This is a genomic window from Mycobacterium sp. ITM-2016-00317, from assembly GCF_002968295.1.
GTDB lineage: Bacteria > Actinomycetota > Actinomycetes > Mycobacteriales > Mycobacteriaceae > Mycobacterium.
This window is the reverse complement of the sequence record NZ_CP134399.1, coordinates 4,058,407-4,084,315: the sequence shown is the minus strand read 5'-3', so window position 1 is coordinate 4,084,315 and position 25,909 is coordinate 4,058,407. Positions and strand designations below refer to the sequence as shown.

The 25,909-nt window shown below is 67.0% G+C and carries 22 protein-coding genes and 3 pseudogenes; 12 read left to right on the top strand and 13 right to left on the bottom strand.

Annotated elements, in window-relative coordinates:
• The first annotated feature begins 11 nt into the window (after positions 1 to 11).
• Positions 12 to 818 carry an SDR family oxidoreductase gene (locus C6A87_RS19435; protein WP_311113765.1) on the top strand — a complete coding sequence of 269 codons (807 nt, stop codon included), beginning with the start codon at positions 12 to 14 and terminating at the stop codon, positions 816 to 818.
• Positions 819 to 833: 15 nt separating this feature from the next.
• Here C6A87_RS19435 and C6A87_RS19430 read toward each other — a convergent pair whose 3' ends face one another.
• On the bottom strand, positions 834 to 1,895 hold the full coding sequence (locus tag C6A87_RS19430; protein ID WP_311113764.1) for an NAD(P)-dependent oxidoreductase: 1,062 nt from the start codon (positions 1,893 to 1,895) through the stop codon (positions 834 to 836).
• Between the two features lie 21 nt (positions 1,896 to 1,916).
• Between C6A87_RS19430 and C6A87_RS19425 the strand changes: the two genes are divergently transcribed.
• The 4 genes from C6A87_RS19425 (at position 1,917) to C6A87_RS19410 (ending at position 6,545) form a co-directional block, all read left to right on the top strand.
• Positions 1,917 to 2,753, top strand: a complete 837-nt coding sequence (locus tag C6A87_RS19425) for a lysophospholipid acyltransferase family protein (protein ID WP_396836903.1) — start codon at positions 1,917 to 1,919, stop codon at positions 2,751 to 2,753.
• Positions 2,753 to 4,378 carry an acyl-CoA ligase FadD12 gene (fadD12, locus tag C6A87_RS19420; RefSeq protein WP_311113762.1) on the top strand — a complete coding sequence of 542 codons (1,626 nt, stop codon included), beginning with the start codon at positions 2,753 to 2,755 and terminating at the stop codon, positions 4,376 to 4,378. The genes C6A87_RS19425 and fadD12 overlap by 1 nt, the downstream gene beginning before the upstream one ends.
• 366 nt (positions 4,379 to 4,744) lie before the next feature.
• Positions 4,745 to 5,326 (top strand): hemerythrin domain-containing protein, encoded by a 582-nt coding sequence (locus tag C6A87_RS19415; protein ID WP_311113761.1) that lies wholly within the window; start codon positions 4,745 to 4,747, stop codon positions 5,324 to 5,326.
• Between the two features lie 16 nt (positions 5,327 to 5,342).
• Positions 5,343 to 6,545 carry a hypothetical protein gene (locus C6A87_RS19410; RefSeq protein WP_311113760.1) on the top strand — a complete coding sequence of 401 codons (1,203 nt, stop codon included), beginning with the start codon at positions 5,343 to 5,345 and terminating at the stop codon, positions 6,543 to 6,545.
• Positions 6,546 to 6,560: 15 nt separating this feature from the next.
• On the opposite strand, the gene C6A87_RS19405 is transcribed toward C6A87_RS19410, so the two are convergent.
• From C6A87_RS19405 to C6A87_RS19385, 5 genes and pseudogenes are all read right to left on the bottom strand, one after another.
• Positions 6,561 to 8,000, bottom strand: coding sequence for a wax ester/triacylglycerol synthase family O-acyltransferase (locus tag C6A87_RS19405; RefSeq protein WP_311113759.1), 1,440 nt, complete (start codon positions 7,998 to 8,000; stop codon positions 6,561 to 6,563).
• Between the two features lie 54 nt (positions 8,001 to 8,054).
• Positions 8,055 to 9,128 (bottom strand): phosphotransferase, encoded by a 1,074-nt coding sequence (locus C6A87_RS19400; RefSeq protein WP_311118004.1) that lies wholly within the window; start codon positions 9,126 to 9,128, stop codon positions 8,055 to 8,057.
• A 12-nt stretch (positions 9,129 to 9,140) separates the two neighbouring features.
• Positions 9,141 to 9,973 (bottom strand): annotated as a pseudogene (locus tag C6A87_RS19395) (mycofactocin-coupled SDR family oxidoreductase); the annotation flags it as partial.
• Between the two features lie 52 nt (positions 9,974 to 10,025).
• Entirely contained in the window at positions 10,026 to 11,237 is a 1,212-nt protein-coding gene (locus C6A87_RS19390; protein ID WP_311113758.1) for a cytochrome P450, read from the bottom strand.
• Between the two features lie 227 nt (positions 11,238 to 11,464).
• Positions 11,465 to 12,184 carry a TetR/AcrR family transcriptional regulator gene (locus C6A87_RS19385; protein ID WP_311113757.1) on the bottom strand — a complete coding sequence of 240 codons (720 nt, stop codon included), beginning with the start codon at positions 12,182 to 12,184 and terminating at the stop codon, positions 11,465 to 11,467.
• A 151-nt stretch (positions 12,185 to 12,335) separates the two neighbouring features.
• Between C6A87_RS19385 and C6A87_RS19380 the strand changes: the two genes are divergently transcribed.
• Positions 12,336 to 13,118: an enoyl-CoA hydratase gene (locus C6A87_RS19380; protein WP_311113756.1), complete on the top strand. Its 783-nt coding sequence runs from the start codon at positions 12,336 to 12,338 to the stop codon at positions 13,116 to 13,118.
• A 102-nt stretch (positions 13,119 to 13,220) separates the two neighbouring features.
• Here the strand turns inward: C6A87_RS19380 and C6A87_RS19375 are convergent, their stop codons facing one another.
• The 7 genes and pseudogenes from C6A87_RS19375 to C6A87_RS19345 form a co-directional block, all read right to left on the bottom strand.
• Complete coding sequence (locus C6A87_RS19375; protein WP_311118003.1) at positions 13,221 to 14,021, bottom strand: acyl-CoA dehydrogenase family protein; 801 nt, start codon at positions 14,019 to 14,021, stop codon at positions 13,221 to 13,223.
• A gap of 13 nt (positions 14,022 to 14,034) precedes the next feature.
• Positions 14,035 to 15,177: an acyl-CoA dehydrogenase family protein gene (locus C6A87_RS19370; RefSeq protein WP_311113755.1), complete on the bottom strand. Its 1,143-nt coding sequence runs from the start codon at positions 15,175 to 15,177 to the stop codon at positions 14,035 to 14,037.
• Complete coding sequence (locus C6A87_RS19365) at positions 15,174 to 15,614, bottom strand: nuclear transport factor 2 family protein (protein WP_311113754.1); 441 nt, start codon at positions 15,612 to 15,614, stop codon at positions 15,174 to 15,176. The genes C6A87_RS19370 and C6A87_RS19365 overlap by 4 nt, the downstream gene beginning before the upstream one ends.
• Positions 15,589 to 16,861 (bottom strand): annotated as a pseudogene (locus C6A87_RS19360) (amidohydrolase family protein). The gene C6A87_RS19365 and the pseudogene C6A87_RS19360 overlap by 26 nt, the downstream one beginning before the upstream one ends.
• A gap of 3 nt (positions 16,862 to 16,864) precedes the next feature.
• Positions 16,865 to 17,218 carry a hypothetical protein gene (locus tag C6A87_RS19355; protein ID WP_311113753.1) on the bottom strand — a complete coding sequence of 118 codons (354 nt, stop codon included), beginning with the start codon at positions 17,216 to 17,218 and terminating at the stop codon, positions 16,865 to 16,867.
• On the bottom strand, positions 17,211 to 18,545 hold the full coding sequence (locus C6A87_RS19350) for an aromatic ring-hydroxylating dioxygenase subunit alpha (protein ID WP_311113752.1): 1,335 nt from the start codon (positions 18,543 to 18,545) through the stop codon (positions 17,211 to 17,213). Before C6A87_RS19350 ends, C6A87_RS19355 begins: the two co-directional genes overlap by 8 nt.
• Before the next feature lie 7 nt (positions 18,546 to 18,552).
• Positions 18,553 to 19,083: a carboxymuconolactone decarboxylase family protein gene (locus C6A87_RS19345; protein WP_311118002.1), complete on the bottom strand. Its 531-nt coding sequence runs from the start codon at positions 19,081 to 19,083 to the stop codon at positions 18,553 to 18,555.
• Between the two features lie 264 nt (positions 19,084 to 19,347).
• On the opposite strand from C6A87_RS19345, the gene C6A87_RS19340 reads away from it, so the two are divergent.
• The 6 genes and pseudogenes from C6A87_RS19340 (at position 19,348) to C6A87_RS19315 (ending at position 25,898) form a co-directional block, all read left to right on the top strand.
• On the top strand, positions 19,348 to 20,643 hold the full coding sequence (locus tag C6A87_RS19340) for an amidohydrolase family protein (protein WP_311113751.1): 1,296 nt from the start codon (positions 19,348 to 19,350) through the stop codon (positions 20,641 to 20,643).
• Between the two features lie 112 nt (positions 20,644 to 20,755).
• The gene (locus C6A87_RS19335; protein ID WP_396836902.1) at positions 20,756 to 21,922 is read left to right on the top strand and encodes an acyl-CoA dehydrogenase family protein; all 1,167 of its coding nucleotides are present in this window, start codon (positions 20,756 to 20,758) and stop codon (positions 21,920 to 21,922) included.
• Positions 21,922 to 22,719: an SDR family NAD(P)-dependent oxidoreductase gene (locus tag C6A87_RS19330; RefSeq protein ID WP_311113749.1), complete on the top strand. Its 798-nt coding sequence runs from the start codon at positions 21,922 to 21,924 to the stop codon at positions 22,717 to 22,719. Before C6A87_RS19335 ends, C6A87_RS19330 begins: the two co-directional genes overlap by 1 nt.
• A 58-nt stretch (positions 22,720 to 22,777) precedes the next feature.
• Positions 22,778 to 23,954 (top strand): annotated as a pseudogene (locus C6A87_RS19325) (CaiB/BaiF CoA transferase family protein).
• Positions 23,947 to 24,753, top strand: coding sequence for an enoyl-CoA hydratase-related protein (locus tag C6A87_RS19320; protein WP_311113748.1), 807 nt, complete (start codon positions 23,947 to 23,949; stop codon positions 24,751 to 24,753). The pseudogene C6A87_RS19325 and the gene C6A87_RS19320 overlap by 8 nt, the downstream one beginning before the upstream one ends.
• Positions 24,753 to 25,898, top strand: coding sequence for a thiolase family protein (locus tag C6A87_RS19315; protein WP_311113747.1), 1,146 nt, complete (start codon positions 24,753 to 24,755; stop codon positions 25,896 to 25,898). Before C6A87_RS19320 ends, C6A87_RS19315 begins: the two co-directional genes overlap by 1 nt.
• Positions 25,899 to 25,909 lie beyond the last annotated feature (11 nt).

The window sequence follows — 25,909 nt, the reverse complement described above, 5'->3', positions numbered from 1 at the left end:
TCCGGTCGACCGTGGCCATCACCCCGTCCGACATCCTGCTCACCGGCCGCGTCGCGGTCGTCACCGGCGGCGGCGCCGGCATCGGCAGGGGGATCGCCCAGGGACTGGCCGCCTTCGGCGCGTCGGTGGCCATCTGGGAACGCGACCCCGTCAGCTGCGCCGACGCGGCGGCGGCCGCCGGTGCGCTCGGGTTGCCCACCGACGTCCGCGACGGCGCGGCCGTCGACGCCGCGCTGGAACGCACCGAGCGCGAGCTGGGAACCGTGTCGATCCTGGTGAACAACGCCGGCGGGACGTTCCACTCACCGTTGCTGGAGACCTCGGACAACGGCTGGGATGCGCTGTATCGCAGCAACCTCCGGCACGTGCTGCTCTGCACGCAGCGGGTGGCGCGCAGGCTGGTGCAGGCTCGCGAACCCGGAAGCATCATCAACATCACCTCGATCGAGGGCAGCCGCGCCGCACCCGGATACGCCGCCTACGCCGCGGCCAAGGCCGGAGTGGTCAACTACACCAAGACCGCGTCCTTCGAACTGGCGCCGCATCGGATCCGCGTCAACGCGCTGGCCCCGGATCTCACCGTCACCGAAGGCCTGCAGAACCTGGCCGCCGGCGACCTGTCCGAGACGATGGGCGCCATGGTGCCGATGGGACGGGCCGGCCACGTCGACGAGATGGCCTCGGCGGCGGTGTTCCTCGCCTCGGACATGTCGGCCTACATCAGCGGCCAGACCCTCCATGTGGACGGCGGCACCGAGGCGGCAGGCGGCTGGTACTTCCACCCGCAGACCGGTGCGCCGACGCTCGGGCCGGCGTGAACGCGGCCGCAGTCGCTACGAATCGGGTGCGGGGTCGCCGAACTTGCGTTTGATCGCACCCCACGGATCGGCGTACCGGCCGGGCTGATTCCAGTACGCCGAGCGCCGCTTGAGGACCGCGCGGATGAGCGGCGCGGCGAGCGGCAGCACGTACTTCGACACCCCGGCGTTGCGGCGGGACTCGTCGATCATGTCCTGCCATGAATAGTGCTGGAACTGCAGCGCTTCCTGCGCCCGGGTGGTGTCCATCCAGTCGGTGACGAACCAGGCGTCGTCATCGTCGGGGTCGCCCTTGCGACCCGGTCCGAGACCGCCCTTGAGCCCGCGCGCCTCGGCGAGCGCGGGGGTGATGTCGCCGTACAGCAGCATGTGCGAATCGTCGCCGGCGATCAGCAGGATCTCTCTGGCGACGTCCGCGGTGGTCGCTGCGGCGAACGCCCATGCGACGTCGCGGACGTCGACGCTGTGCATCCGGCCGTCGGTGGGCAGCAGGCTCTCGAAGTACAGCGCATCGGCATTGAACGGAATGGCCTTGGGGTCCACGCTGAGCACCCCGCCCAGTCGCAGCACCACCCATTCCAGCGAGGACGCCCGCACGATCGCCTCGGCCTCGGCTTTGTGGGTGCTGTACAGATCGGAGTGTTTCACCGGCGTGTCGGCGGTGACCGGGTCGGCGGATCGGTACGGGTTGCGCGCGCCGTACACCGCGTTGCTGGACGCCTGGACGAAACGCGGGGGAGTGGGCTGCGCCTCGGCGACGCCCACCAGCGTCGCGGTCGCGTCGACGTTGACACGCCGCGCCAGCGCGCGATTCTTGTAGATCGCCGGCGGAATGATCGCCGCAAGGTGGATGATCACCTCGGGCGCCACCTCGGCGACCAGGCGCGAGGTCTGTTCGGCGTCGGTGAGATCGGTCCAGCGGACGGTCACTCCGGCCGGAAGGCGTTCGGCGGCGGTGCGGTTGGCCGGGGTGCCGAGGTCGGCGACGACGACCTGCCTGCCGAGTTCGACCAGCCGCCGGACGGTGGCTGAACCGACGAGGCCGAAGCCGCCAGTAACGAGGACGGCACCGGACATCACATGCTCCTAGCTGCGGATATGACATTCTCCGTATTGGAGAGTAGCATAATCGGGATCATGTCCGACGAGCGTGCCGAGACCGCCGAGTGGGACCCCGGATTCACGCGGCAGATCACCAATTGGGTGGGTCCGTTGATCAGACGGTACTTCCGGGCAGAGGTGCGTGGCATCGGTTCGGTGCCGGCCGAGGGTGGCGCCCTCGTGGTCTCCAATCACTCCGGCGGAATGCTGACCCCGGACGTGATGGTGTTCGCGCCCGCGTTCTACGAGTACTTCGGATTCGACCGCCCGCTGTACACGCTCGCGCACTACGGAGTGTTCATGGGCCCGCTCGGCGACCTGCTGCGCAAGGCCGGGGTGATCGAGGCCAGCCGGGAGAACGCCGCCGACGCGCTGCGCTCGGGTGCGGTGGTGCTGGTGTTCCCGGGCGGCGACTACGACTCGTACCGGCCGACCATGACGGCGAACAAGGTGGACTTCGCCGGGCGCACCGGGTACGTCCGGACAGCGCTGGAGACCGGCGTGCCGATCGTGCCGGTGGTGTCCATCGGAGCGCAGGAGACCCAGATGTTCCTGGCCCGGGGCGATTCGATCGCCCGGCGGATCGGACTCACCCGCGCCCGGATGGAGATTCTGCCCGTCAGCGTCGGGTTCCCGTTCGGCCTCTCGGTGATCTTCCCGCCCAACATTCCGCTGCCGTCGAAGATCGTCACCCGGGTGCTCGACCCCATCGACATCACCGAACGGTTCGGGGCAGACCCCGACGTCGACGAGGTCGACCACCACGTGCGGTCGGTGATGCAGGCCGCGCTCGACGAACTGGCCCGCAAACGTCGCTTCCCGGTGCTGGGCTGATGGCCGACCAGTTCGGACTGCTGACCACGCTGTGGCGCGCACGGCTGATCGCGCCGATGCGCCCTGACCGCTACCTGCGGATGGGCCAGGCCATGCGCCGTGCGGGGCTGACCGCCACGGTGGGGTTCGCCGCGGCGGCGCAGCGGTGTCCCGACCGTCCGGGCGTGATCGACGAACTCGGCACGCTGACCTGGAGACAACTCGACGACCGGTGCGACGCGCTCGGCGTGGCGCTGCAGAAGAGCAGGCCGGGCACCGTCGCGGTGATGTGCCGCAATCACCGGGGTTTCATCGAGGCGCTGGTCGGAGCCAACCGTATCGGGGCCGACGTGCTGCTGCTCAACACCTCGTTCGCCGGCCCGGCGATGGCCGAGGTCATCGACCGCGAGGGCGCCGACGTCGTGATCTACGACCAGGAGTTCACCGAGACCGTCGACCGCGCGCTGCAGAACCGGCCGCAGGCACAGCGGATCCTGGCGTGGGTCGACACCCCCGCCGACACGGACACCGCAACAGGAGAAGGGGCAGGCATCCCCACCCTGGAAGCGCTCATCGACGCGCATCTGGGGCAGCGCCCGCAACCGGCCGACCGCAAGAGCGACATCATCCTGCTCACCTCGGGCACCACCGGAACCCCCAAGGGCGCCAAGCGTTCCGCGGGCAGCGGCGGCGCCGGTGACCTCAAGGCCGTCCTGGACCGCACGCCGTGGCGCGCCGAGGAGCCGATCGTGATCGCCGCCCCGATGTTCCACGCCTGGGGCTTCTCGCAACTGCTGTTCGCAGCCCTGCTGGCGTGTCCCATCGTCACCCGCCGCAAGTTCGACCCCGAGGCGACGCTGGAGTTGATCGACCGGCACCGGGCCACCGGCCTGGCCGTGGTGCCGGTGATGTTCGACCGCATCATGGAACTGCCCGACGAGGTCCGAAAACGCTACAGCGGCAGAACGTTACGGTTCGCCACCGCGTCGGGCTCACGGATGCGGCCCGACATCGTCACCGCGTTCATGGACGAGTTCGGCGACGTCATCTACAACAACTACAACGCCACCGAGGCCGGCATGATCGCCACCGCGACACCGGAGGACCTGCGCGCGGCACCCGACACTGCGGGCCGGCCCGCCGACGGCACCGAACTGCGGATCCTCGACGCCGACCACCGCGCCCTGCCCGCCGGTGAGGTCGGGCAGATCTTCGTCCGCAGTTCCACCCTGTTCGACGGCTACACCTCCGGCGCCACCAAGGACTTTCACGACGGCTTCATGGCCTCGGGCGATATGGGCTACCTCGACGAGGCAGGGCGGTTGTTCGTGGTCGGGCGCGACGACGAGATGATCGTCTCCGGCGGCGAGAACGTCTATCCCATCGAGGTCGAGAAGACGATCGTCGCCCACCCCGCGGTCGCCGAGGCGGCCGTCCTCGGCGTCGACGACGAGCAGTACGGCCAACGGCTGGCGGCGTTCGTCGTCCCGGCGGCCGGCCACACCGTCACCGTCGACGACCTCAAGAAGCACGTGCGGGAGAACCTCGCGAATTACAAAGTGCCGCGCGACATCACGATCACCGATGAGCTGCCGCGCAGCAGCACCGGCAAGATCCTGCGCAACGAGCTGCGCGACCTGACCTAGACGACTGATTCCGGTCTCAACGGCAGTCGATAAGTCGGCGTCGGGTCGGCTCTCTGAGATGGTCGTTGTGCCAGATCGGCGAGGGTTGTGTTCGGCCATCCGGCACGCACACCCTTCCATCAGGAATGAAGACGATCCGGCGCTGGACGACAAATTTCGTCGTTCGAGCCCAACTCATCACGCCCGAAGCCGGTACGAGGAAGGGATGGCGCGGCTGATCGGACCAGCGGCGTGCGCCCTACGCGAGGTCGGAGTCGAGACGATCAGCAAGCTCGTCGAAGGGGACGCTCGGAACTGCGTTGCGGGTTTGGGGTTGAGACGCCTTCGTTTGGGTAAGTACGGCGCACACGGACAACGGAGGCTTGTATGTCAGACCAACAGACGCTGGACATGGCACTGAGCAGTGACGTGGTGTCGCTTCTGATCAAGCAGCATTCTCAAATCCGCGACATGTTCGCTGACGTCAAACTCGCGCAGGGGAACGAGAAGCAGGAAGCGTTCGACCGGTTGGTGCGGTTGCTTGCTGTGCACGAGACCGCTGAAGAGGAGGTCGTGCATCCGCTCACCCGTACGGCACCCGGCGGCTCCGGTGTGGCTGAGGACCGGCTGGCCGAAGAACACGACGCCAAAGAAAAGCTCAAGGAGCTGGAAAAGATCGGCGTAGAAGGCGAGGGCTTCGACGAGCTTCTCGAGGTACTGCGCCACGAGGTGCTCGAACACGCCCGCGCCGAGGAGCGCTACGAATTCACGCAACTGCGTCGCCGCACCAGCCCGGCGCAGCTTGTGACGCTGGCCGCGGCGGTACGTGCCGCCGAGGCCACAGCCCCGACGCACCCGCACCCCGGCGTGGAATCGGCCACCGCCAATCTCATGCTGGGGCCGTTCGCAGCGGTGGCGGATCGGGTTCGGGACGCTTTGCGGCAAGCGTCACGTCAATCAACTGATTGATCAGGAAAGGTAACCAATGACGTTCAACCCATTCACCGAAAAGGGCATCCCGCTCGACAAACAGTTGCGTAACTGGCGGGAACTCAACGTCGAACCGATCCACCCCGACGACGTCGACCCGTACACCCGCTGTCGGATCATCACGATGAACGGCATCGAGGTCGAGGCCCTGATGTTCAGCCACCACTTCTCCCGGGTGTGCGCGGACCGGAAGGTCAAAGAACAGCTGGCACAGGTCCGCTACATCGAACAGCAGCAGCAGAAGGTGGTGAACTGGTTGCTGCCCGGCACGGCCTCGGTCCTGGAGACCACGCTGGGTTACGAGCAGGTGGCCGTCGATCTGACGGCATGGGTCGCTCGGGCCGAGCCCGACGAGTACCTGAAGCAGGCCTACCAGTTCGGCGTCCTGGAGGACTTCGACCACCTGTACCGGTACGCCAACCTCTACGAGATGATCGAGCATCGCAAGGCCGAGAAGGTCGTCGACCAACTCACGGAGGTGATGCCGGGCCGGCCCACCAAGGTCGAGCACCGCCATCCGATCGACAACGTCCGCGACCCGTATGACAAGTTCGCGACCCAGCCACTGTCGAAACTGCATGCGCTGACGATCATGTCGTCCGAGCAGCAGACGATGAACTTCTATGCCAACGTCGGGCCGCTGTACATGGAGCCGATCGCGCGCCAGCTCTATCAGGAAATCGGCCTGATCGAAGAAGAGCACGTCACGCACTACGAGTCCCTGATGGACCCCAACGAGACGTGGTTCGAACGGCTGCTGCTGCACGAGTACAACGAGGTCTACCTCTACCACTCGTTCATGCAGCAGGAGACCGACGCGAAGGTGAAGGCCGTCTGGGAACTGCACCTGAACATGGAGCTCGAGCAGTTGCGGATCGCCACCGACCTGTTCCGCCAGCACGATGACCGGGACCCGGAGGAGATTGTCCCGCCCGAGTTGCCGAATTCGCTGACGTTCGAGCCGAACAAGGCCTACCTGCGAGAGTTGTTGGCAACGCAGATGGACCTGACGACGCTCGGCGCCGGCTATGTGCGGGAGGCCCACGAACGGTTCGAGGCTCTACAGGCGCAGATTCATGGCGGCGAGGAGCCGCCGACCGAGCGGGTCATCGACATGCACCGAGAGATGTTCGGCACGGAGTACCGCCTCGAGACAGAGGGACCCCACCCCGATCCCCGGCTGCGGTTGGAGGCCTGAGTTTGACGCGGTGACCTAGTCGCGGCCGCAGGGCGCCGGCGCCATCGCGCTGGACACCGGCGCGGACCGGGGCAGCCCGCACGCTCCCCGCAATTCATCGAACGCGTGCAACATCGCATCGGTGGCCTCGTGGGCGTCGTCGAACGTGCGGTCGTCGGAGAGCACCGCGATGTCAAGCTGGTCGACGTAGCTCCATACGGTCATGTTGAACGCGCTGCCCGCCGAAAGCACACCGACCGAATAGATCTCGCTGACCGGCGCCCCGCCGATGTGTCCGCGCTGCCTCGGCCCCGGCACGTTGGAGATCGCGACGTTCATCAACCGGTTGTGGTCGGCGCGCTTGGCTTGGGCCCGGAACAGCGCCGGAGCCAGCGGCGGCGGCAGGTATTCCAGCATCCGGCCCTGCAACGTCGGCCCCAGCAGGTCGTTGTTCTCCTTGGCCCGGGTGGTGGCCAGCGAGGTGAGCCGGACCCGTTCCAGCGGGTCGTCGATGTGCACGGGCATCGACACCATCATCCCGCCGATCTCGTTGCCGGTGACGCGGTCGGGGGACTTGTCGGTGGCCACCGGGACCGTCGCCATGATCGGGCGGTCGGCACGCCCGTCGTAGCGCAGCAGCAGCTCCCGCAGCCCGCCCGCCGCCACGGCGAGCACCACGTCGTTGAACGTCACACCCAGGTGCTTGGTCGTCTGCTTGACCTCGGCCAGCGACAGCGTCGCGGTCGCGAACGTCCGCACCGGGGAGACGACGTGATTGAGGAAGGTCGGTGGGGCGTTGAACGGCTTGGCCAGATCCGGCACGGTGCGTCGCTGCTTGTCGCGGCGACGCAGCCGGGTCACCCCGCGGGCCGCGTCGGCGACGAGGCCGGGAAGCCCCGCGATGTTGCGCGCGTGGTCGAGCTGAGCCTCCCTCAGCAGCTCCCGATTCGAGGGCTCCTCACACGACGTGGGCGGTTCGTCCCGGTCGTCGTGTTCGGCGTCGGCCAGATCCATCAGCCGGGCAAGCAGATTCGCCGACGCGACCCCGTCGGCGAGGGTGTGGTGCACCTTCCCGATGAGTGCGAAGCGGCCGTCGGCCATGCCCTCGGCGAAGTGGAACTCCCACAGCGGCTTCCTGCGATCCAGCGGGGTGCTGGCGATCTCCCCGATGACGTGGTCGAGTTCGCGCCGCCGTCCAGGGCCGGGCACCGGCACGCGGCGTAGGTGATAGTCCAGATCGACCGGACAGTCCTCCAGCCACATCGGATGATGCAGCCGCCACGGGATGTCGATCAGCCGGTAGCGCAGTGGGTCGAGCAGGTGCAGCCGGCGTGCGACGGTGCGCCGGAACGCGTCGAAGCCGAACTCCCCGTCGTAGTCGGACGCGTCGATCACCGCGACCTTGAGGGTGTGGGTGTGCAGGTTCGGAGTCTCGCTGTACAACAGCATGGCATCCATGCCGTTGAGCCGCCTCATGGACGGATATGCAACCATCCGCGTTTCATGATCACGGTGGTTTCGCCGAATGCGTCAGCCGCACACGGTGTCGAGGGCGTCCCCGGTCTGCAGATCGACGAACGCCGCGGCGTAGCGCTGCGCGAAGGCCAGGCAGATGTCGGCGCGCTGCCAGGCGTCGCCGCCGGACAGGGTCGCCATCCAGATGGCCAGGCCGTGGGCGACCGACGCCCGGTACCGCGTCCAGATGTCCTCTGCCGACGGGAGTTCGTCGGCCGGTAGCCGCAGCGCACCGCGGTACTCGTCGAGCAGGTCGCGTTCGGAGTCCCGGCGGTCCTCGATGGTCAGCGCACCCTGCAGGAAGTATCCGAGGTCCAGGGAGAAGCTGCCCCGACGTACCATCTGCCAGTCGAGGAAGCCGACGGTCCCGTCCGGCAGCACGTAGGTGTTGCCGATGTGCGGATCCCCGTGCAGCAGCGTCGGCACCGAGTCTGTCAGCGTACCGATGTAGCGCGCCCAGATGTCGACGAACAGCTCGGTGCCGCTGAGCGCGACCACCTCGGCCGGCGCGGTGTCGCCGAGCCGTTCGTGGGCGATGTGCAGCGGCGCGTACTCCAGTCCCTGGAATGCGACGAACGGCTCCACCCAGCTCAGGTCGCGGTGGCCGGTGAGCCGCTCACCCCAGTACTCGCTGTGCAGGCGGGCCAGCCCGCGCACCCCCGCGGCGGCCTGTGCCACGGTCATCGGCCGGGTGGAGTCGCGGGGGTCGGCGCCGCGCGCCGCGACGTCTTCCATGATCATCAGGAAGTCGCGGCGCGGTTCGTCGATCGCCGCGAGGTACACCTGCGGATGGTCGAGCGGCAGCGCCACCCCGGACGCGAACAGTCTCGGCTCGTGGTAGAGCCCGCTGGTCAGCTCGACCAGGTCGGCGTGTTCGGGGTCGACGGCCTTGGCGAACACCGTCGCCGGCCCCTCGCCCGCCGAATACTCCAGCGCCAGCCGGGCGCGGCGGTTGGTGCCGTCGTCCCGCAGTGCCACCCGCACCCCGCTGACTTCGGCGCCCGGAAAGTGTTGGGAGAGCGCCGAAGTCATCCAGTCCGGGGTTATCTCGTCCCATCCCTGCGGGATCGACAGTTCCGGTGCGGTCACGTCGCCGGCTGACTTGAGGCAGCTGCCGCCATCGACCGGCAGTGTGACACCGGTGATGAACCGCGCTTCGTCTGAGGCCAGGAACAGCACCGCGTTGGCGATGTCCTCGGGCTCCACCCAGCCGATGGGCAGGGTGTGCATCAGCTGACCGATGACCTTCATGTCTTCCGGGCCCGGGTTCTCCAGGTCCGGACGGAAGAGCTTCATCGTCGGCTCGTTCATGAACAGCGGGGTGTTGACGTTGGTCGGGTGCACCGAGTTGACCCGGATGTTCTGCGCCCCGAGCTCGACGGCGAAGGTGCGCATCAGCCCCACCACGCCGTGCTTTGCGGCGACATAGTGCCCGGTGTGCGGGTAGGCCTTCAGGCCGCCGACCGAGCTGGTCAAGATGATCGAGCCGCCGTTGCCTCCGGCGAGGATGTGGGGGACACCGGCCTTCACGGTCTTCCACACGCCACCGAGGTTGGTGTCGATCATGTCGTTCCAGTCGCCCTCGCTGGTCTTGTCCAGCGTCTGGCCACCGTTGCCGATGCCGGCGTTCGCGACGATGATGTCCAGCTTGCCGAACTCCTCGACGCCGGCGTTGACGGCGGCTTTCAGCGCGTCGTAGTCACGGACGTCGACCTCGGCGGTGTGGATGCGCCCACCGGCGTTCTTGACCAGATCCGCGGTCTCGGCCAGATCCTCGGGGAGGAGAGCGGAATCAGCACGCTGTCGATCTGCTTGCAGATGTCGACGGCGATGATGTCGGCGCCTTCCGAGGCCAGCCGCACGGCGTGCGCGCGTCCCTGCCCGCGCGCCGCGCCGGTGATGAAAGCGACCTTGCCTTCTACACGTCCTGCCATGTCTTTCAGTCCTTCTCGGTGGTGGGGTGTTCGGGTTTCAGGAGACGGGGGATCAGGAGACGAAGGTGGGCATGGATTCCCAGCCGCGGACCGCGGTGGTGTGCGACGGCCGGGCATTGGCCCAGTCGACCTCCCAGGTCGGGAAGCGCTTCAGGATCTCCTCCAGCGCGATGCGGCCCTCGAGCCGCGCGAGTGCGTTGCCCATGCAGAAATGCGTGCCGGCGCCGAACGTCATGTGCGAGTGCAGTTCCCGGTGGATGTCGAAGACGTCGCCGTTCGGCGGGAAGCGCCGGTGGTCCCGGTTCGCGGCGCCGACGAGCATCAGCATCGCCGACCCCTCGGGCACGACCTGACCGTAGTACTCGACGTCGCGGGTCACGTAGCGGGCGATCTGCAGGGCCTGCGGCTCCCAGCGCAGGATCTCTTCGACGGCCTGGGGGATCAGCGCCGGGTCGGCCACCAGCTGTGCCCGCTGATCCGGGTGATCCGCGAGTGTCTTTCCCGCCCAACCGATCAGACGCGTCGTTGTCTCGCTGCCCGCGGTCGAGATGACCGTCAGGTACATCAGCAACTCGTCGCGGTGCAACTTGCGGCGGGTTCCGGTCTCGTCCTCGAACTCGGCGTTGAGAAGGTCGGTCATGATGTCGTCGGACGGGTGCTTGGTGCGGTGGTCGATGAACTCGGCGAACACCTCGCCGGTGGCCATCATGTTGGCCGAGTCGCTCTGCAGCGTGGCCTCGCCGTGGTCGGTCACGCGGCGCTGATCCTCCTCCGGGATGCCGAGCAGCATGCCGATCACGCGCATCGGCATCTGTTCACCGAGGTCGTTGACGAAGTCGAATTTGTCCGAACCGGTCAGCGGATCCAGGCAGCGGGCGGTGAACTCGCGGATCTGCGGTTCCAGCGCCAGCACCTTGCGGGGGGTGAACACCCGGGACAGCAGATTGCGGTGGATGTTGTGGATCGGCGGATCTTCGAAGATCAGCGTGCCCGGCGGGATCTCCATGCCGGACTTGATGATCTCCAGCAACGCCCCGCGCCCGGAGATGAAGGTCTCGTGGTTGATGACGCCTTTGTTGACGTCGTCGAAGCGGCTCAGGGCGTAGAAGTCGTGCTCTGCGTTGTAGTACAGCGGGGCCTCTTCACGGAGGCGGGCGAACACCGCGTACGGGTCCATGTTGAGCTCGACGCTGTACGGGTCGTAGTACAACTCCTCCCCGGTCTGGGCGTCTTGCACGTCGGAGTTGTCAGCGCTGATCGTCACCGTGTCCCTCTCGCGGATCAGTCTCGTAAGACATCGGGCTGCAATTTGTCTCACAACTTTGGCATCGCGGGCACACGAGTGTCAATGGCGAACTCGCTGAGCGTCAGTATCCTTCTCCAAAGAGGAGAACTTCCCTCTCGCGAACCAGGCAGCGTCAAGATGGGCACGACAAAACAGACCCGCGTGCGCGGGGGGTCAGCGGCAGGCTGACGGGAGGGCGGAATGCCTCAGAGGGCGGCGAACCCGTGGGCGCAGAAGTCCCACACCTCGTCCGCGGTGAGCGGGTTGGCGGCGTTCTCGTCGACCTCACCGCTGGACTGGGCCACGAACATCACGGTCTGCATAGTCATCGCGGCCATCCGCTTCGGGTTGATCCCGGCGCGCAGCTTCCCGGCGGCGCTGGCGTCCTCCATCAACTCGGTCAGCAACGCGAGCAGGGGGGCGTGGGCGACTTTGACCTCGGAGGGATGTGACACCAGTAGCCGTGGCGCGAAGTCGGTGAACAGCGGACGCTGGGCCGCGGGGTCGGGCCGCGAGGACTCGAACAGCAACTGAACGGCGACCTTGAGGCGCTCCATCGGGTCCTCGTGGCCGGCGGTCGCGGCCCGGATCTGATCGGCCGACCGGCCCAGCGCATCTTCGAAGAGGGCCAGCAGAAGTTCGTGTTTACCGTCGAACTGCAGGTAGAAGCTGCGCAGCGACTGGCGGGAGCGGTCGACGACTTCCTGGACCGTGAAGTCGGTGCTGCCCTTCTCGATGATGATGGCCTGAGCGGCGTCGAGGAACCGCTGCACCCGCTGAGCGGCGCGCAGTTTGGCGGTCTTGATCGACCGCTCGACGGCGCGCTGCTTCCAAGCGGGTTCTTCGCTGGGGCTCGTCACCGGAGGCTCAGACGCAGGCCGATTGGGGAAAACATGCACTGACTGTACCGGAGAACGCCTAGCCATAGCGGTCCTCGACCCTCCCTCGGCGCCCGTGTCCGAGATTGTAACTTTCTCACCACGAGAATAGTATTCTCGTTTCGGTGATAACAGAAGTCCCAGTTCTGCACCCGCAATACCCGGAAATTCTTCCGCTCCCGACAGCCCGAGGAGTCTCGTGTACATCGACTACGACGTCAGTGACCGGATCGCGACGATCACGCTGAACCGCCCCGAGGCGGCCAACGCGCAGAATCCGGAGCTACTCGACGAGCTCGACGCGGCGTGGACGCGGGCGGCCGAGGACAACGACGTGTCGGTCATCGTGCTGCGGGCCAACGGCAAGCACTTCTCCGCCGGGCACGACCTGCGCGGCGGAGGTCCGGTGCCGGACAAGATCACGCTGGAGTTCATCATCCAGCACGAAGCCAAGCGCTACCTCGAATACACGCTGCGCTGGCGCAACGTGCCCAAGCCGTCCATCGCCGCGGTCCAGGGCCGCTGCATCTCAGGTGGGCTGCTGCTGTGCTGGCCGTGTGACCTGATCGTCGCCGCCGACGACGCGCAGTTCTCCGACCCGGTGGTGTTGATGGGCATCGGAGGCGTCGAATACCACGGCCACACCTGGGAACTGGGACCGCGGAAGGCCAAGGAGATCCTGTTCACCGGCCGGGCGATGAGCGCCGACGAGGTGGCGGCCACCGGGATGGTCAACCGCGTGGTGCCGCGCGACCAGCTCGACACCGAGACCAGGGCGCTGGCCGAACAGATCGCGAAGATGCCGCCGTTCGCGCTGCGGCAGGCGAAGCGGGCCGTGAACCAGACGCTGGACGTGCAGGGGTTCTACGCGGCGATCCAGTCGGTGTTCGACGTCCACCAGACCGGACACGGCAACGCGCTCAGCGTCGGAGGGTGGCCGGTGCTGGTGAATCTCGAAGAGATGAAAGCCAACATCAAGTAACCCTGCTATTCCCGCGAGCGTGCGTGTCTGCGGCCGACACGCGGGCAACAAGACGAACATTGCGCACGCTCGCGGCGGGTGCGTACTACCGGTGGGCGTGCTCTACAGGTGGGCGAGGCGGGGTGCGGAGCCGCGGGCGCGCAGTCCGGCGCCCGCCCTGCGCGTGAGTTCCCGGGAGCTGCCGAGCAATCCGTCGAGCACCAGGGCGCGCTTCACGTGCAGCTGCAGCTCGTGCTCCTCGGTGAAGCCGATACCGCCGAGCACCTGCTGGCAGTTCCTGGCCGCTGTCAGCGCGGCCTTGCCCGCCGCGGCCTTGGCCAGCAGCGCGGTCAGGTCGGGATTGTCGACCCCGGGAAGGCTCAGTGTCGCCTCGGCGCCTTCGATGGCCACCAGCGTCTCGGCCAACCGGTGCCGGACAGCCTGGAACGACGCGATCGGCTTGCCGAACTGCACCCGGTCCAACGCGTGCCTGCGGGCCAGGTTCAGCATTGCCCGTGCGGAGCCGACCAGCCACCAGCCGACAGCCACCCGGGCCTCGGCCAGCCGGATCGGATAGCCCTCCTCCTCGCGGCGCAGCGGTAAGCCGCCGAGGGTGGGCTCGACGCTCTGCGCGCTGATGCGGTCCCACACGACCCAGGCGTTGCCTGCGTACGGCAACGGAAGCTCGACGGTGTCACCGATTGTGTTACCGGTGGCGTGCAGCACCACGTCGACCAGAACCGAAGCGTGCGAACCCGTTTCGCCCAGCAGCCGGAACACCATCGGCACAGCCGACTCGGCCGCGTCGGACAGCATCTCGGCCCAGCCCATCTCGGTCAGCGCCGCGTCGAGGTCCGGGCCGGACAGCGCGAGCATCGTCTTGCGCAGGGACGCCTCGAGCATGTCCAGTGATGCGTCATCCATCTGGGGGGCCATGTCACTCCTTACCGAGGTCCAACAGGCGGCGCGCGATGATGTTGCGCTGCACCTCGGCGGTGCCGCCGTAGATGGTCGCCGCGCGCGAGTACAGGTACTCGGTGCGCCACTCGGTGTCGTCCAGTTCGACGGCGCCGGGCAGCAGATCGCGGGCGGTGTCGTAGAGCCGCTGTTCGGCGCCGGCCAACAGCACCTTGTCAATGGACGTGTCCGGGCCCAGCTTCTGTCCGTCGGCCAGCCGCTGCTGCGTGGCCCGAGAACGGCACCGCAGCGTGTGCAGGGCCAGATACGCCTCGCCCATGTCCTGGTCAACCGCCTGGCCCTGACGCTTCACCGCGTCGACCAGCGCGTCGAACCGCGAGTACAGGTATGCGATGCGCTGCCAGAAGCACGTGGAGCGCTCGTAGGGCAGCAGATCCATCGCCAGCTGCCAGCCGTCGCCCGGCTTGCCGAGCATGCGGGACGCGTTGACCTCGACGTCGTCGAAGTACACCTCGCAGAACTCGTCCACGTCGTGCATGGTGCGCAACGGGCGCACGGTGATGCCCGGTGTGTCGACGTCGACGAAGAACGCCGAGATGGCCTGGTGATTGGGCGTGTCCGCGTCGCCGGTGCGGGCGAGCAGGATGCACCGGTGGCTGTACTGGGCGAAACTCGTCCACACCTTCTGGCCGTTGATGACGTAGGTGCTGCCTCCGGAATCGGGCTTCAGCACGGCGCGGGTGGTCAGTGACGCCAGGTCGCTGCCGGAGCCGGGCTCGGAAAAGCCTTGGCACCACTGCTCTTCGCCGCTGAGCAGTTTGGGCACCATCTCGGCGGCCAGTTCGGCGGGTGCGTAGTCGATCATGGTCGGCGCCAGCACCTCGAGCATCGAGTACGGCCCCGGCTCGGCCAGTCGCCGGCCCACCACCTCTTCGCCGACGATGGCCCGCAGCAGCGCGGGGCCGCCGAGGCCGCCGGCGTGCTCGGGCCAGCCGTACCGGCTCCACCCGGCGTCGTACAGCGCGCGCTGTACCCGGGCGAACTGGCGCATGTGGCCCTGCAGGGAATGGTCGTCGGGTGGGGTCAGGTCGTTGGCCTCGAGCCAGGCCTGCAACTGTGACCGGAACTCGGCGGAGTTCGTGGTGTCGGCGGCAACGGTCATCCGGCTTCCGGCCTCCCGATCGCGTGCGGGCGCCCGGAGTCGTGCTCCCCGGAACGCCGGATGAACGTCATCGCACGGGTTTTCAGCCGCCAGCCGTCCTCGGTACGGACATAGTTGTCGCGGTAGTAGCCGATGCGCATGTCGTGCTTGGAATGCTCGATGAAACACAGCGGCTGCGTGCCCGTGGCGAGATCGCGGCTGCCGTCGTCGAAGTCCACCAGCGCCGTCCCGGTCATGAACAGGCCCTTGGGTGCGGCGTCGACCAGCACCGGGAACCGGTTCAGGGTGTAGGTCTCGCCGAATGCGCTGTAGGTGCCGTCAGGAGTGAAAACACTGACCAGCCCGTCGATGTCGCCCTGGGTGATGGTGACGGCGTACTTGGCGAGCAGCTGCTGGATCTCGAGCAGATCCTCAGTTCGTATCGGTTGCGTGCTCATTCTTGAAGACCTTACCGCCCTTCATTACAAAAGTAACATTCTTTGTAACGCTGATGTCTGCCAGCGGATCACCGGGCACCGCGATGATGTCGGCGAGGTAGCCGTCGGCGATTCGGCCCAGCGAATCCTGTCGGTTGATCAGCTCGGCGGCCACCACGGTGGCCGCCCGCAGCACCGCCGCCGGCGGCAGGCCCCAGTCGACCAGCGTGACGAGTTCGTCGGCGTTCTTGCCGTGCGGAATCGCCGGTGCGTCGGTGCCGACGGCGATCTTCGCGCCGGCCTCGTAGGCGGCCTTGATCGACGTCCGCGCCTTCGGGAACATCTCGGCGGCCTTGGCCTGCAACTCCGCGGGCGCCTTCGAGACGTCCATGTACTCGGCCAGGCGCCGGGTGCTCACCAGGAACCGGTCGTTGTCGACCAGCATCTTGATGGCCTCGTCGTCCATCAGGAAGCCGTGCTCGATGCAGTCGATGCCGCACTCGATCGCGTGCTTGACGGCCTCGGCGCCATGGGTGTGGGCGGCGACCCGCAGCCCCCGGCGGTGCGCCTCGTCGACGATGACACGCAGTTCCTCGTCCGAATAGTGTTGCGCGCCTGCCTCTCCGGTCAGCGACATCACACCGCCGGAACAACACACCTTGATCAGCTGGGCGCCGTGCTTGATCTGGTAGCGCACCGCCTTGCGGATCTCGTCGACCCCGTTGGCGATGCCCTCCTCGATGGTCAGCTCAAGCACGCCGGGCATGAAGGCCGCGAACATGGTCGGGTCGAGGTGACCGCCCGTCGGTGTGATCGCGTGGCCGGCCGGAATCACCCGCGGGCCCTCGATCAGACCGGCGTCGATCGCCCTGCCCAGCGCGACGTCGAGCAGATATCCGCCGGTCTTGACGAACAGTCCGAGGTTGCGCACGGTGGTGAACCCCGCGCGCAGCGTACGGCGGGCGTTGCCCACCGCGCGCAGCACCCGGGTCGGGGTCGTCCTGCACCTGCGACAGGCCCGGGGTCTCCCCGCGCCCGCCCATCAGCAGATTGACCTCCATGTCCATCAGGCCGGGCAACAGGATCGCGTCGCCGAGATCGATGACGTCGGCGTCGGGCGGGGGACTGCCGCCGACAGCAGAGATCCGGTCGCCGTCGACGGTGACGACGCCGGGGCGGATGATCTCCCCGGCGTCGACGTCGAGCAGACCCGCGGCTTTGAGGGTCAGCGTCGCCGATGAGCCGCTTGCGCGAAGAGCATCGGGCACGGGCTAAACCACCGGCTCCCTGATGATCTCGACCCAGGCGGCGCCGCTGTCGAGCACGCGCGGCTGCTTCCACACCTCGACGGGGAACGAGACCATCACGACCGACTGCATCAGGTGCATGAGCCGCTTGGCGTCATCGGGCATGTCGTGCAGCGGGAACCGGGCGTCGAGGTAGACCATCACGTCCTCCAGGCGCGTCATCCCGACGTCGTAGAGGTCCTGCATCTCCTCCATCGTCGAGGCCAACCGCTTCGCGTAGCGCTCCGGCTCGGTCGCCAGAATCCAGTCGGCGAACCGCTCCAGATCTGCGAACTCCTCCGGCAGCAGCCGTTCGGTGCTCCCGTTGTTCTCAGACATGTGCCCCCTCCTTCTCGTTCTCGACGGCCGATCCGTTGGTGGCGGCCTTGGCGGCCTGCTCCAGCTTGTACTTGTCGACGTACTTGTGGGCGGTGTGGTGCAGGTGACGCAGCAGGATCTCCTGGTCGCACAGGGGGAACTCGGTGACCGCCCGGGTCCCGATCTGGGTCTGCGTGGCCTCAAGGGTATTCGCGTCCTGCAGTGCGTACTCCTTGAACGTCACGGCGGCCAGTTCCTGGGAGAGGCGCTGCCGGGTGTTCTTCGGGGGCACGAAGTACAGATTGGCTTCGAAGATGTGGCTGTCCACACCGGTGGGCCAGTAGTTGTAGGTCAGGTACCAGCCCGGAACCCACAGCAGCAGCGTGAAGTTCGGGAAGAACTCGAACGAGTCCTGGCCCCAGGTCTTCTGGCGGGCCGGGTTCACGGCGGGCGGCAGTTCGTCGGGCAGGATGCCCTTGATGTCGGGCCGGTCCCACGGGCCGAACAGGCCGCTGTGCAGGATGCGCTCGATGGGCTTGACCATGCTGAGGTCCTTGGGCGGGCTCATGCCGCCCCAGGACGAGATCATCGAGTGCTGATCCTTGATGTCGTAGTGCAGCGCCTCGAAGCCGATCTTGGCGAGCTTGGCCGCCTCTTCGGCAGTCGCCTGCTTCATGTGCAGGATCGGCGCGTGGTAGAACTCGACGAACGCGTCGATGAACAGCTTCCAGTTCGCCTTGATCTCGGACCGGTAGCTGTATACCTCGGTCATCTCATGGAACGGGTAGCCCTTGAGGCCCTGTCCGAACTCGCCGAGGTAGTCCTCCAGCGGCTCGGCGTCGTCGTCGAAGTTGACGAAGATGAAGCCTTCCCAGATCTCGCAGCGCACGGGCTTGAGCGGGTAGTCGGCCTTGTCGACGTCGAAGAACTCGTCCTCCTGCTGGATGAACGTCAGGTCACCGTTGAGGGCGTACCGCCAGGCGTGGTACTTGCAGGTGAACTGCCTGCAGGAGCCCGAAACCTCCTCGCCGGGATAGTCGTTCCAGACCAGTTTGTTACCGCGGTGCCGGCACAGGTTGTAGAAGGCGCGGACGACGCCGTCCTTGTCCTTGTTGATGATGATCGAGGTGCCGGGGCCGACGGACGGCATCTCGCGGGTGAAGTAGCTGCCGGCCTTCGGGAGCCGTTCCACCCGTCCGACGTGCAGCCAGAGCTTGCGGAAGATGGCCTGCTGCTCCAGTTTCCACTGCTCGGGATCGATCGAGTCGGTGTAGTCGACCGGAGCGGTGCCGAGCTCCGGCCAGTTCTCTGTCCAACTGCCGGCGGATGGCTTCGGGAAATGTGCCATGGAATTGTTACCTCTCCTGGTCGGGTTGTACGCCAAAGGTGTTGATTGCCATGGCCAGTGAGCCATAGCAGCCGATCGTGAAGACGAGGTCCATCAGCTGACGCTCGTCGAGATGTGCCGACAGTGCGGTCCAGGTGGGCTCGGACACGACTGAGTCGCGGTGTAGTTCGTCCACGGCGCTCAACGCCGCGCGGTCGAAGTCGTCGACGGCTTCGCCGCGTTCGATGCCGGCGATCACCTCGTCGGTCAGTCCGGCCTCACGGCCCATCGCCACGTGATGGCGCCACTCGTACTCGCACTCGGTCAGGCAGGCGACGCGCAGCACGACGAGTTCCCGGAGGCGCTCGGGCAGCGTCGCGCCGTAGAGCAGGTAGAAGTTGTAGCGCAGGAACGACCTGGCGAGCTTGGGGTGGCGCAACAGCGTGCCGACCAGGTTGCCCGCCGATTCCGGGGTGCGCATCGCGGCCGGAATCACGCCGCGCAGCGCCTCCTCGGCGACACCGTCCCACTGGTCGGCAGGAAGCGGGGACACTCGCACCGGCAGACTCCTCTCGCGCATGAGAATCAGGTTCTCATATTTCGACAGTAGATTTCCACTTTTGCCGTCTGACGTCAACGATCCAGGTCGGAGGCGCCGACGGCCGCGTTCGGCCCGGAGGTCGGAGTGCTGCCGCCTGCCAGCGTCGATGTGGCTGACGGACGTTGATTCTCACTGACGGAGAAGCTAGTTTCCTTGGAAGGAGAACAAAAGGCCGAGACCGTATGTCCGCGGGTGGAAGCCCCGGACGGAAGGAGCGCCGTCGTGCACAAAGACGACATGATTTTGATCAGCGTGGACGATCACATCGTTGAGCCGCCGGATATGTTCAAGAATCATCTGCCGAAGAAGTACCTGGATGAGGCGCCCCGGTTGGTGCACAACCCGGACGGTTCGGACACCTGGCAGTTCCGTGACGTGGTGATCCCGAATGTCGCGCTCAACGCGGTGGCGGGCAGGCCCAAGGAGGAGTACGGGCTGGAGCCCCAGGGTCTGGACGAGATCCGGCCCGGGTGCTGGAAGGTCGACGAGCGTGTGAAGGACATGAACGCCGGCGGCATCCTCGGTTCGATGTGCTTTCCGTCGTTCCCGGGTTTTGCGGGACGGTTGTTCGCGACGGAGGATCCCGACTTCTCGCTGGCACTGGTACAGGCCTACAACGACTGGCATGTCGAGGAGTGGTGCGGCGCCTATCCGGCGCGGTTCATTCCGATGACGTTGCCGGTGATCTGGGACCCGCAGGCGTGTGCGGATGAGATTCGGCGCAACGCCGCGCGCGGGGTGCACTCGCTGACCTTCTCGGAGAACCCGTCGGCGATGGGTTATCCAAGTTTCCATGATTTCGAGCATTGGAAGCCGATGTGGGATGCGTTGGTCGACACCGACACGGTCCTCAACGTGCATATCGGGTCCTCGGGTCGGCTGGCGATCACCGCACCGGATGCGCCGATGGATGTGATGATCACGCTGCAGCCGATGAACATCGTGCAGGCCGCGGCGGATCTGTTGTGGTCGCGCCCGATCAAGGAGTACCCGGATCTGAAGATCGCCCTGTCTGAGGGCGGCACCGGGTGGATCCCGTACTTCCTCGAGCGCGTCGATCGCACCTATGAGATGCACTCGACGTGGACTGGGCAGGATTTCAAGGGCAAGCTGCCCAGCGAGGTGTTCCGGGAGCACTTCCTGACCTGTTTCATCGCCGACCCGGTGGGGGTGGCCACCCGGCATCAGATCGGGGTCGACAACATCTGCTGGGAAGCCGACTACCCGCACAGCGATTCGATGTGGCCCGGGGCCCCCGAGCAGCTTGACGAAGTGCTCAAGGCCAACGACGTGCCCGACGACGAGATCAACAAGATGACCTTCGAGAACGCGATGCGCTGGTATCACTGGGACCCGTTCACCCACATCGCCAAGGAGCAGGCCACCGTCGGCGCGCTGCGCAAGGCCGCCGAAGGTCACGACGTCTCCATCCAGGCGCTGTCGAACAAAGAGAAGACGGGTGCCACGTTCGCCGACTTCGCCGCTCGCGCCAAGGAGATGAGCGGCAACACCGACTGACGAAAACCCTTCCGCCGAAATTGCATTCCACGCGGGAAAACCCGGGCAACGGCCGCGTGGAATGCGATTTCGGCGAACACGTGATCGAGGAGAGACAGCTATGCCGGGTGGTATGAGCTTCGAGCTGACCGAAGACCAGGAACTCATCCGCAAATCGGTGGCCGAACTGGCGGGCAGGTTCGACGACCACTACTGGATGGAGAAGGACCAGGCCCACGAGTTCCCCCAGGAGTTCTACGACGCCATCGCCAAGGGCGGCTGGCTGGGCATGACCATCCCCGAGGAGTACGGCGGCCACGGTCTGGGCATCACCGAGGCGACCCTGCTCCTGGAAGAGGTGTCGCGCTCGGGCGCGGCGATGAACGGCGCCAGTGCCATCCATCTGTCGATCTTCGGCATGCAGCCCGTGGTCAAGCACGGCTCCGACGAACTCAAGGCCCGCACGCTGCCCAGGATCGTCGACGGCGGGCTGCACGTGTGCTTCGGGGTCACCGAACCTGGTGCGGGACTGGACACCTCGCGCATCACCACGACGGCCAAGCGCGAGGGCGATCACTACCGGGTCAACGGCCGCAAGGTCTGGATCTCCAAGGCCCTGGAATCCGAGAAGATCCTGCTGCTGACCCGCACGACGCCGTACGACGAGGTCACCAAGAAGACCGACGGCATGACGCTGTTCCTCACCGATCTCGACCGTGACCACGTCGACATCCGGCCCATCAACAAGATGGGCCGCAACGCGGTGAGTTCCAACGAGCTGTTCATCGACGACCTGATGGTGCCGGTCGAAGACCGGGTCGGCGACGAGGGCAAGGGCTTCAAGTACATCCTCGACGGCCTCAACCCGGAACGCATGCTCATCGCGGCCGAAGCCCTGGGCATCGGGCGGGTCGCGCTGGAGAAGGCCGTCAAGTACGGCAACGAACGCGTGGTGTTCAACCGTCCCATCGGGATGAACCAGGGCCTGCAGTTCCCGCTGGCGGACTCGTTGGCCCGCCTCGACGCGGCCGAACTGGTGCTGCGCAAAGCCACCTGGCTTTACGACAACGGCAAACCCTGTGGGCGGGAAGCCAACACGGCCAAGTACCTGTGCGCCGACGCCGGCTTCGGCGCTGCCGACCGGGCGCTGCAACTGCACGGCGGAATGGGCTATTCCGAGGAGTACCACGTGTCGCGCTACTTCCGTGAGTCACGCCTGATGAAGATCGCACCGGTGAGCCAGGAGATGATCCTCAACTTCCTCGGCGAGCACGTGCTCGGGCTGCCGAGGAGCTACTGATGGTGGCTGAATCCTCCCCCCCGGTCGCTGCGGTCCAGCCCCGCCGGTACTTCGATCTGAGCGGTCGCTCGGCATTGGTGACCGGAGCGGCGGGCGGCATCGGGTCGGCTGTCGCGACGGCGCTGGCCGACGCAGGCGCCGCGGTCCTGGTGACCGACCTCGACAAGGACGCGGCCGCCGCGGTGGCCCAACGGATCTCGGCTACCGGTGGTCGGGCCGAGGCTGCTGCGCTCGACGTGTCGGACCGCGACTCCGCCGACGCGGCCGCCGCGCAGGCTGCGGCGCTGACCGACGGCGCCCTGCACATCGTCGTCAACAACGCGGGGGTCACCAGGCCCGCGATGTTCGAGAAGACCACGCAGGAGTCGTTCCGGCTGCTGTTCGACGTCCACGTGATGGGCGCCTTCAACGTCACACAGGCGGCGCTGCCCTACATCCCGACCGACGGCACGGGCCGGATCGTCAACGTCACCTCGGCGGCCGGCTTGACCGGCACCCTCGGCCAGGTCAACTACTCGGCCGCCAAGGCGAGCATCATCGGCTTCACCAAATCGCTGGCCCGCGAGCTCGCGACCAAGGCCATCACCGTCAACGCGCTGGCCCCGCTTGCGGCGACGCCGATGACCGAGACCATCCGCACGAACGAGAAGTTCGCGGCCAACATGATGAACCGCATCCCGATGAGGCGGTGGGCCGAGCCCGCGGAGATCGCCGGCGCCTTCGTCTTCATGGCCTCCGATGCGGCGTCCTACGTCACCGGGCAGGTGCTGCCGGTCGACGGCGGCATGGTTATGTGAACGCGTGAGCAGTTCTCAGACCGGTGCCGGCCCGCTGGCCGGCGTCACCGTCGTCGCGATGGAACAGGCCGTGGCCGCTCCGATGTGCACCCGGGTGCTGGCCGATTTCGGCGCCCGCGTGATCAAGGTGGAGAACCCCCAGGGCGGCGACTTCGCCCGCGCCTACGACGACGTCGTCAATGGTCCCGGCGGCCTGGCCGCGCACTTCGTGTGGGCCAACCGCGGCAAGGAATCGGTTACCCTGAACACGAAAACCGCTGCGGGACTGGATGTCCTGCATCGTCTGCTGGACCGTGCCGATGCGTTCGTGTCCAATCTGGCCCCCGGTGCGACGGCGCGGCTGGGCCTGTCCGCGGCCGACCTCGCCGAGCGGCACCCCCAGGTGATCCCGGTGGAGATCGACGGCTACGGCCCGGGCGGGCCGATCTCGCACAAACGGGCCTACGACCTGCTGGTGCAGGCAGAATCGGGATCCTGTGCGATCACCGGTTACCCGGGCATGCCCGCCAAACCCGGTCCCGCGGTGGCCGACTTCACCTCGGGGCTGTACGCGGCCATCTCCATCCTGGCCGTGCTGTACGGCCGCGCCGGCCCGAAACGGTCCCACACCGTCGGTGGAGTTGAGCCTGTTCGACGTGATGACCGACGTGATGGGCTACGCGCTGACCTACACCCAGCATTCGGGTATCGACCAGGAGCCCCTCGGTGTCGGCTCCCCGGCGGTGGCACCCTACGGCGCGTTCCCGACACGGGACGGCCAGACCGTGGTGCTCGGCACCACCAACGACCGGGAGTGGCAACGGGTCGCCCGGGAGATCATCGACCGGCCCGACCTGGCCGAGGATCCCCGGTTCGCGACGAATTCCGACCGGTGCGCGCACCGCGAGGTCCTCGAGGAGGCGATCGGCGCCTGGTGCGCTCGACACGACCTCGCCGAGATCCAGAAGAAGGCCGACGCCGCCGGGATCGGCAACTCGCGCTACAACAAGCCCAGCGAGGTCGTGGCACATCCGCACCTGGCGGCCCGCGACCGGTGGCGCACCGTCGCGACACCGAAGGGCGACATCCAGGCGCTGCGTCCGCCGCCGGTGATCAGCGATTTCGAGCAGCCGATGGGCGCGATCCCCGGCCTCGGCGAGCACACCGACGCAGTGCTCACCGAATTGGGCTTCACTGCAGACGATCTGGTGCAGCTGCGGATCGACGGTGCGATCGGGCCGGCCTACCGTGGCTGAGGAGCAGACACTGCTGTCGGCGGACCGCGACGGTGTGCGGACGCTGACCCTGAACCGTCCCGAGCGGCGCAACGCGCTCGATGCGCGACTGTGGGTGGAACTCGCCGACGCGCTGCGCCGGCTCAAGCGCGACAACGAGATCCGGGCGCTGGTACTGACCGGCGCCGGCGGCGCGTTCTGCTCGGGCGCCGACATCGGCACCGGTGAACAGATCCATCCGCGCTACAAGCTGGACCGGCTCACCGACGTGGCCCTGGCCCTGCACGAACTCGCGATACCGACGATCGCGAAGGTCGACGGCGTTGCGGTCGGGGCGGGCTGGAACCTGGCACTGGGCTGCGACCTGGTGGTCGCCACCCCGGGATCCCGGTTCTGCCAGATCTTCTCCAAGCGCGGGTTGTCGGTCGACCTCGGCGGTTCCTGGCTGTTGCCCAAGATCGTCGGCCTGCAACAGGCCAAACGCCTTGTGCTGCTGGCCGACATGATCGGCGCCGACGAAGCCCATGCGCTCGGTCTGGTCACCTGGGTCACGCCCGCCGACGAGATCGACGCCTTCGTCGGCGAGCTGGCGAGCCGGTTGGCCGCCGGGCCACCGTTCGCGCTGGCGCAGAGCAAGGCACTGCTCAACGACGGCGCCAATGCGACCTTGCGTGAGGCGTTGGCCAACGAGGCCCGCGCCCAACCCGGTAACTTCGCGACCGCGGACTCGGCCGAGGCCTACGCCGCGTTCGCCGCGAAGCGGGACCCGGAGTTCACCGGGGCATGGACCCTGAACGAGCGAACTGAGGAGCGAAGGTAATGCGGGAGACGGTGATCGTCGGCGCGGTGCGCACACCGGTCGGCAAGCGCAACGGCGGCCTGTCCGAGCAACACGCGGCGGACCTGTCGGCGGAGGTGCTCAACGAACTCGTGCAGCGCACCGGGGTGGACACCGAGCTGATCGACGACGTCATCTGGGGCTGTGTGTCGCAGGTGGGGGATCAGTCGAGCAACATCGGGCGCTATGCGGTGCTCGCGGCGGGCTGGCCCGAACACATCCCGGGCACCACGGTGAACCGGGCCTGCGGATCGAGCCAGCAGGCCCTGGACTTCGCGGTGCAGGCGGTGATGTCGGGACAGCAGGACATCGTGGTGGCCGGGGGAGTGGAGGTGATGAGCCGGGTTCCGCTGGGATCCGCGCGCGCGATCGGTACCCCCTACGGGCCGAAAGTCTTTGCCCGCTATGACGACTTCTCGTTCAACCAGGGGATCTCCGCGGAGCTGATCTCGCAGCAGTGGGGTTTCTCCCGCGCCCGGCTCGACGAGTACTCCGCGCGGTCCCACGAATTGGCCGCCGCGGCCCAGGACGCCGGTGCGTTCAAAGATCAGATCGTGCCGGTCTTCACCGAGGGCGGCGTGGTGACCGAGGACGAGGGCATCCGCCGTGGCACCACGGTGGAGAAGCTGGCCGGTCTCAAGCCGGCGTTCAGCGAGGACGGCGTCATCCATGCCGGCAACTCATCACAGATCTCCGACGGCGCCGCAGCCCTTCTGGTGACCACCGCGGAGAACGCGGTGAACCTCGGGCTGACCCCACTGGTGCGGTACCGGGCCGGAGCGGTCACCGGCGCGGACCCGAAACTGATGCTGACCGGCCCGATCCCGGCGACCGAGAAGGTGCTGCACAAGGCGGGCCTGACGCTGGACGAGATCGGTGTGTTCGAGGTCAACGAGGCGTTCGCGCCGGTGCCGCTGGCGTGGCTGGCCGACACCGGCGCCGACGAGGCCAAGCTCAACCCGCTCGGCGGCGCGATCGCGCTCGGCCATCCGCTCGGGGCCTCCGGTGCGGTGCTGATGACGCGGATGATCCATCACATGCGGGACAACGGAATTCGGTACGGACTGCAGACCATGTGCGAGGGCGGCGGCACCGCCAACGCAACGATCGTCGAACTCGTCAAGTAGAGGACACCGGG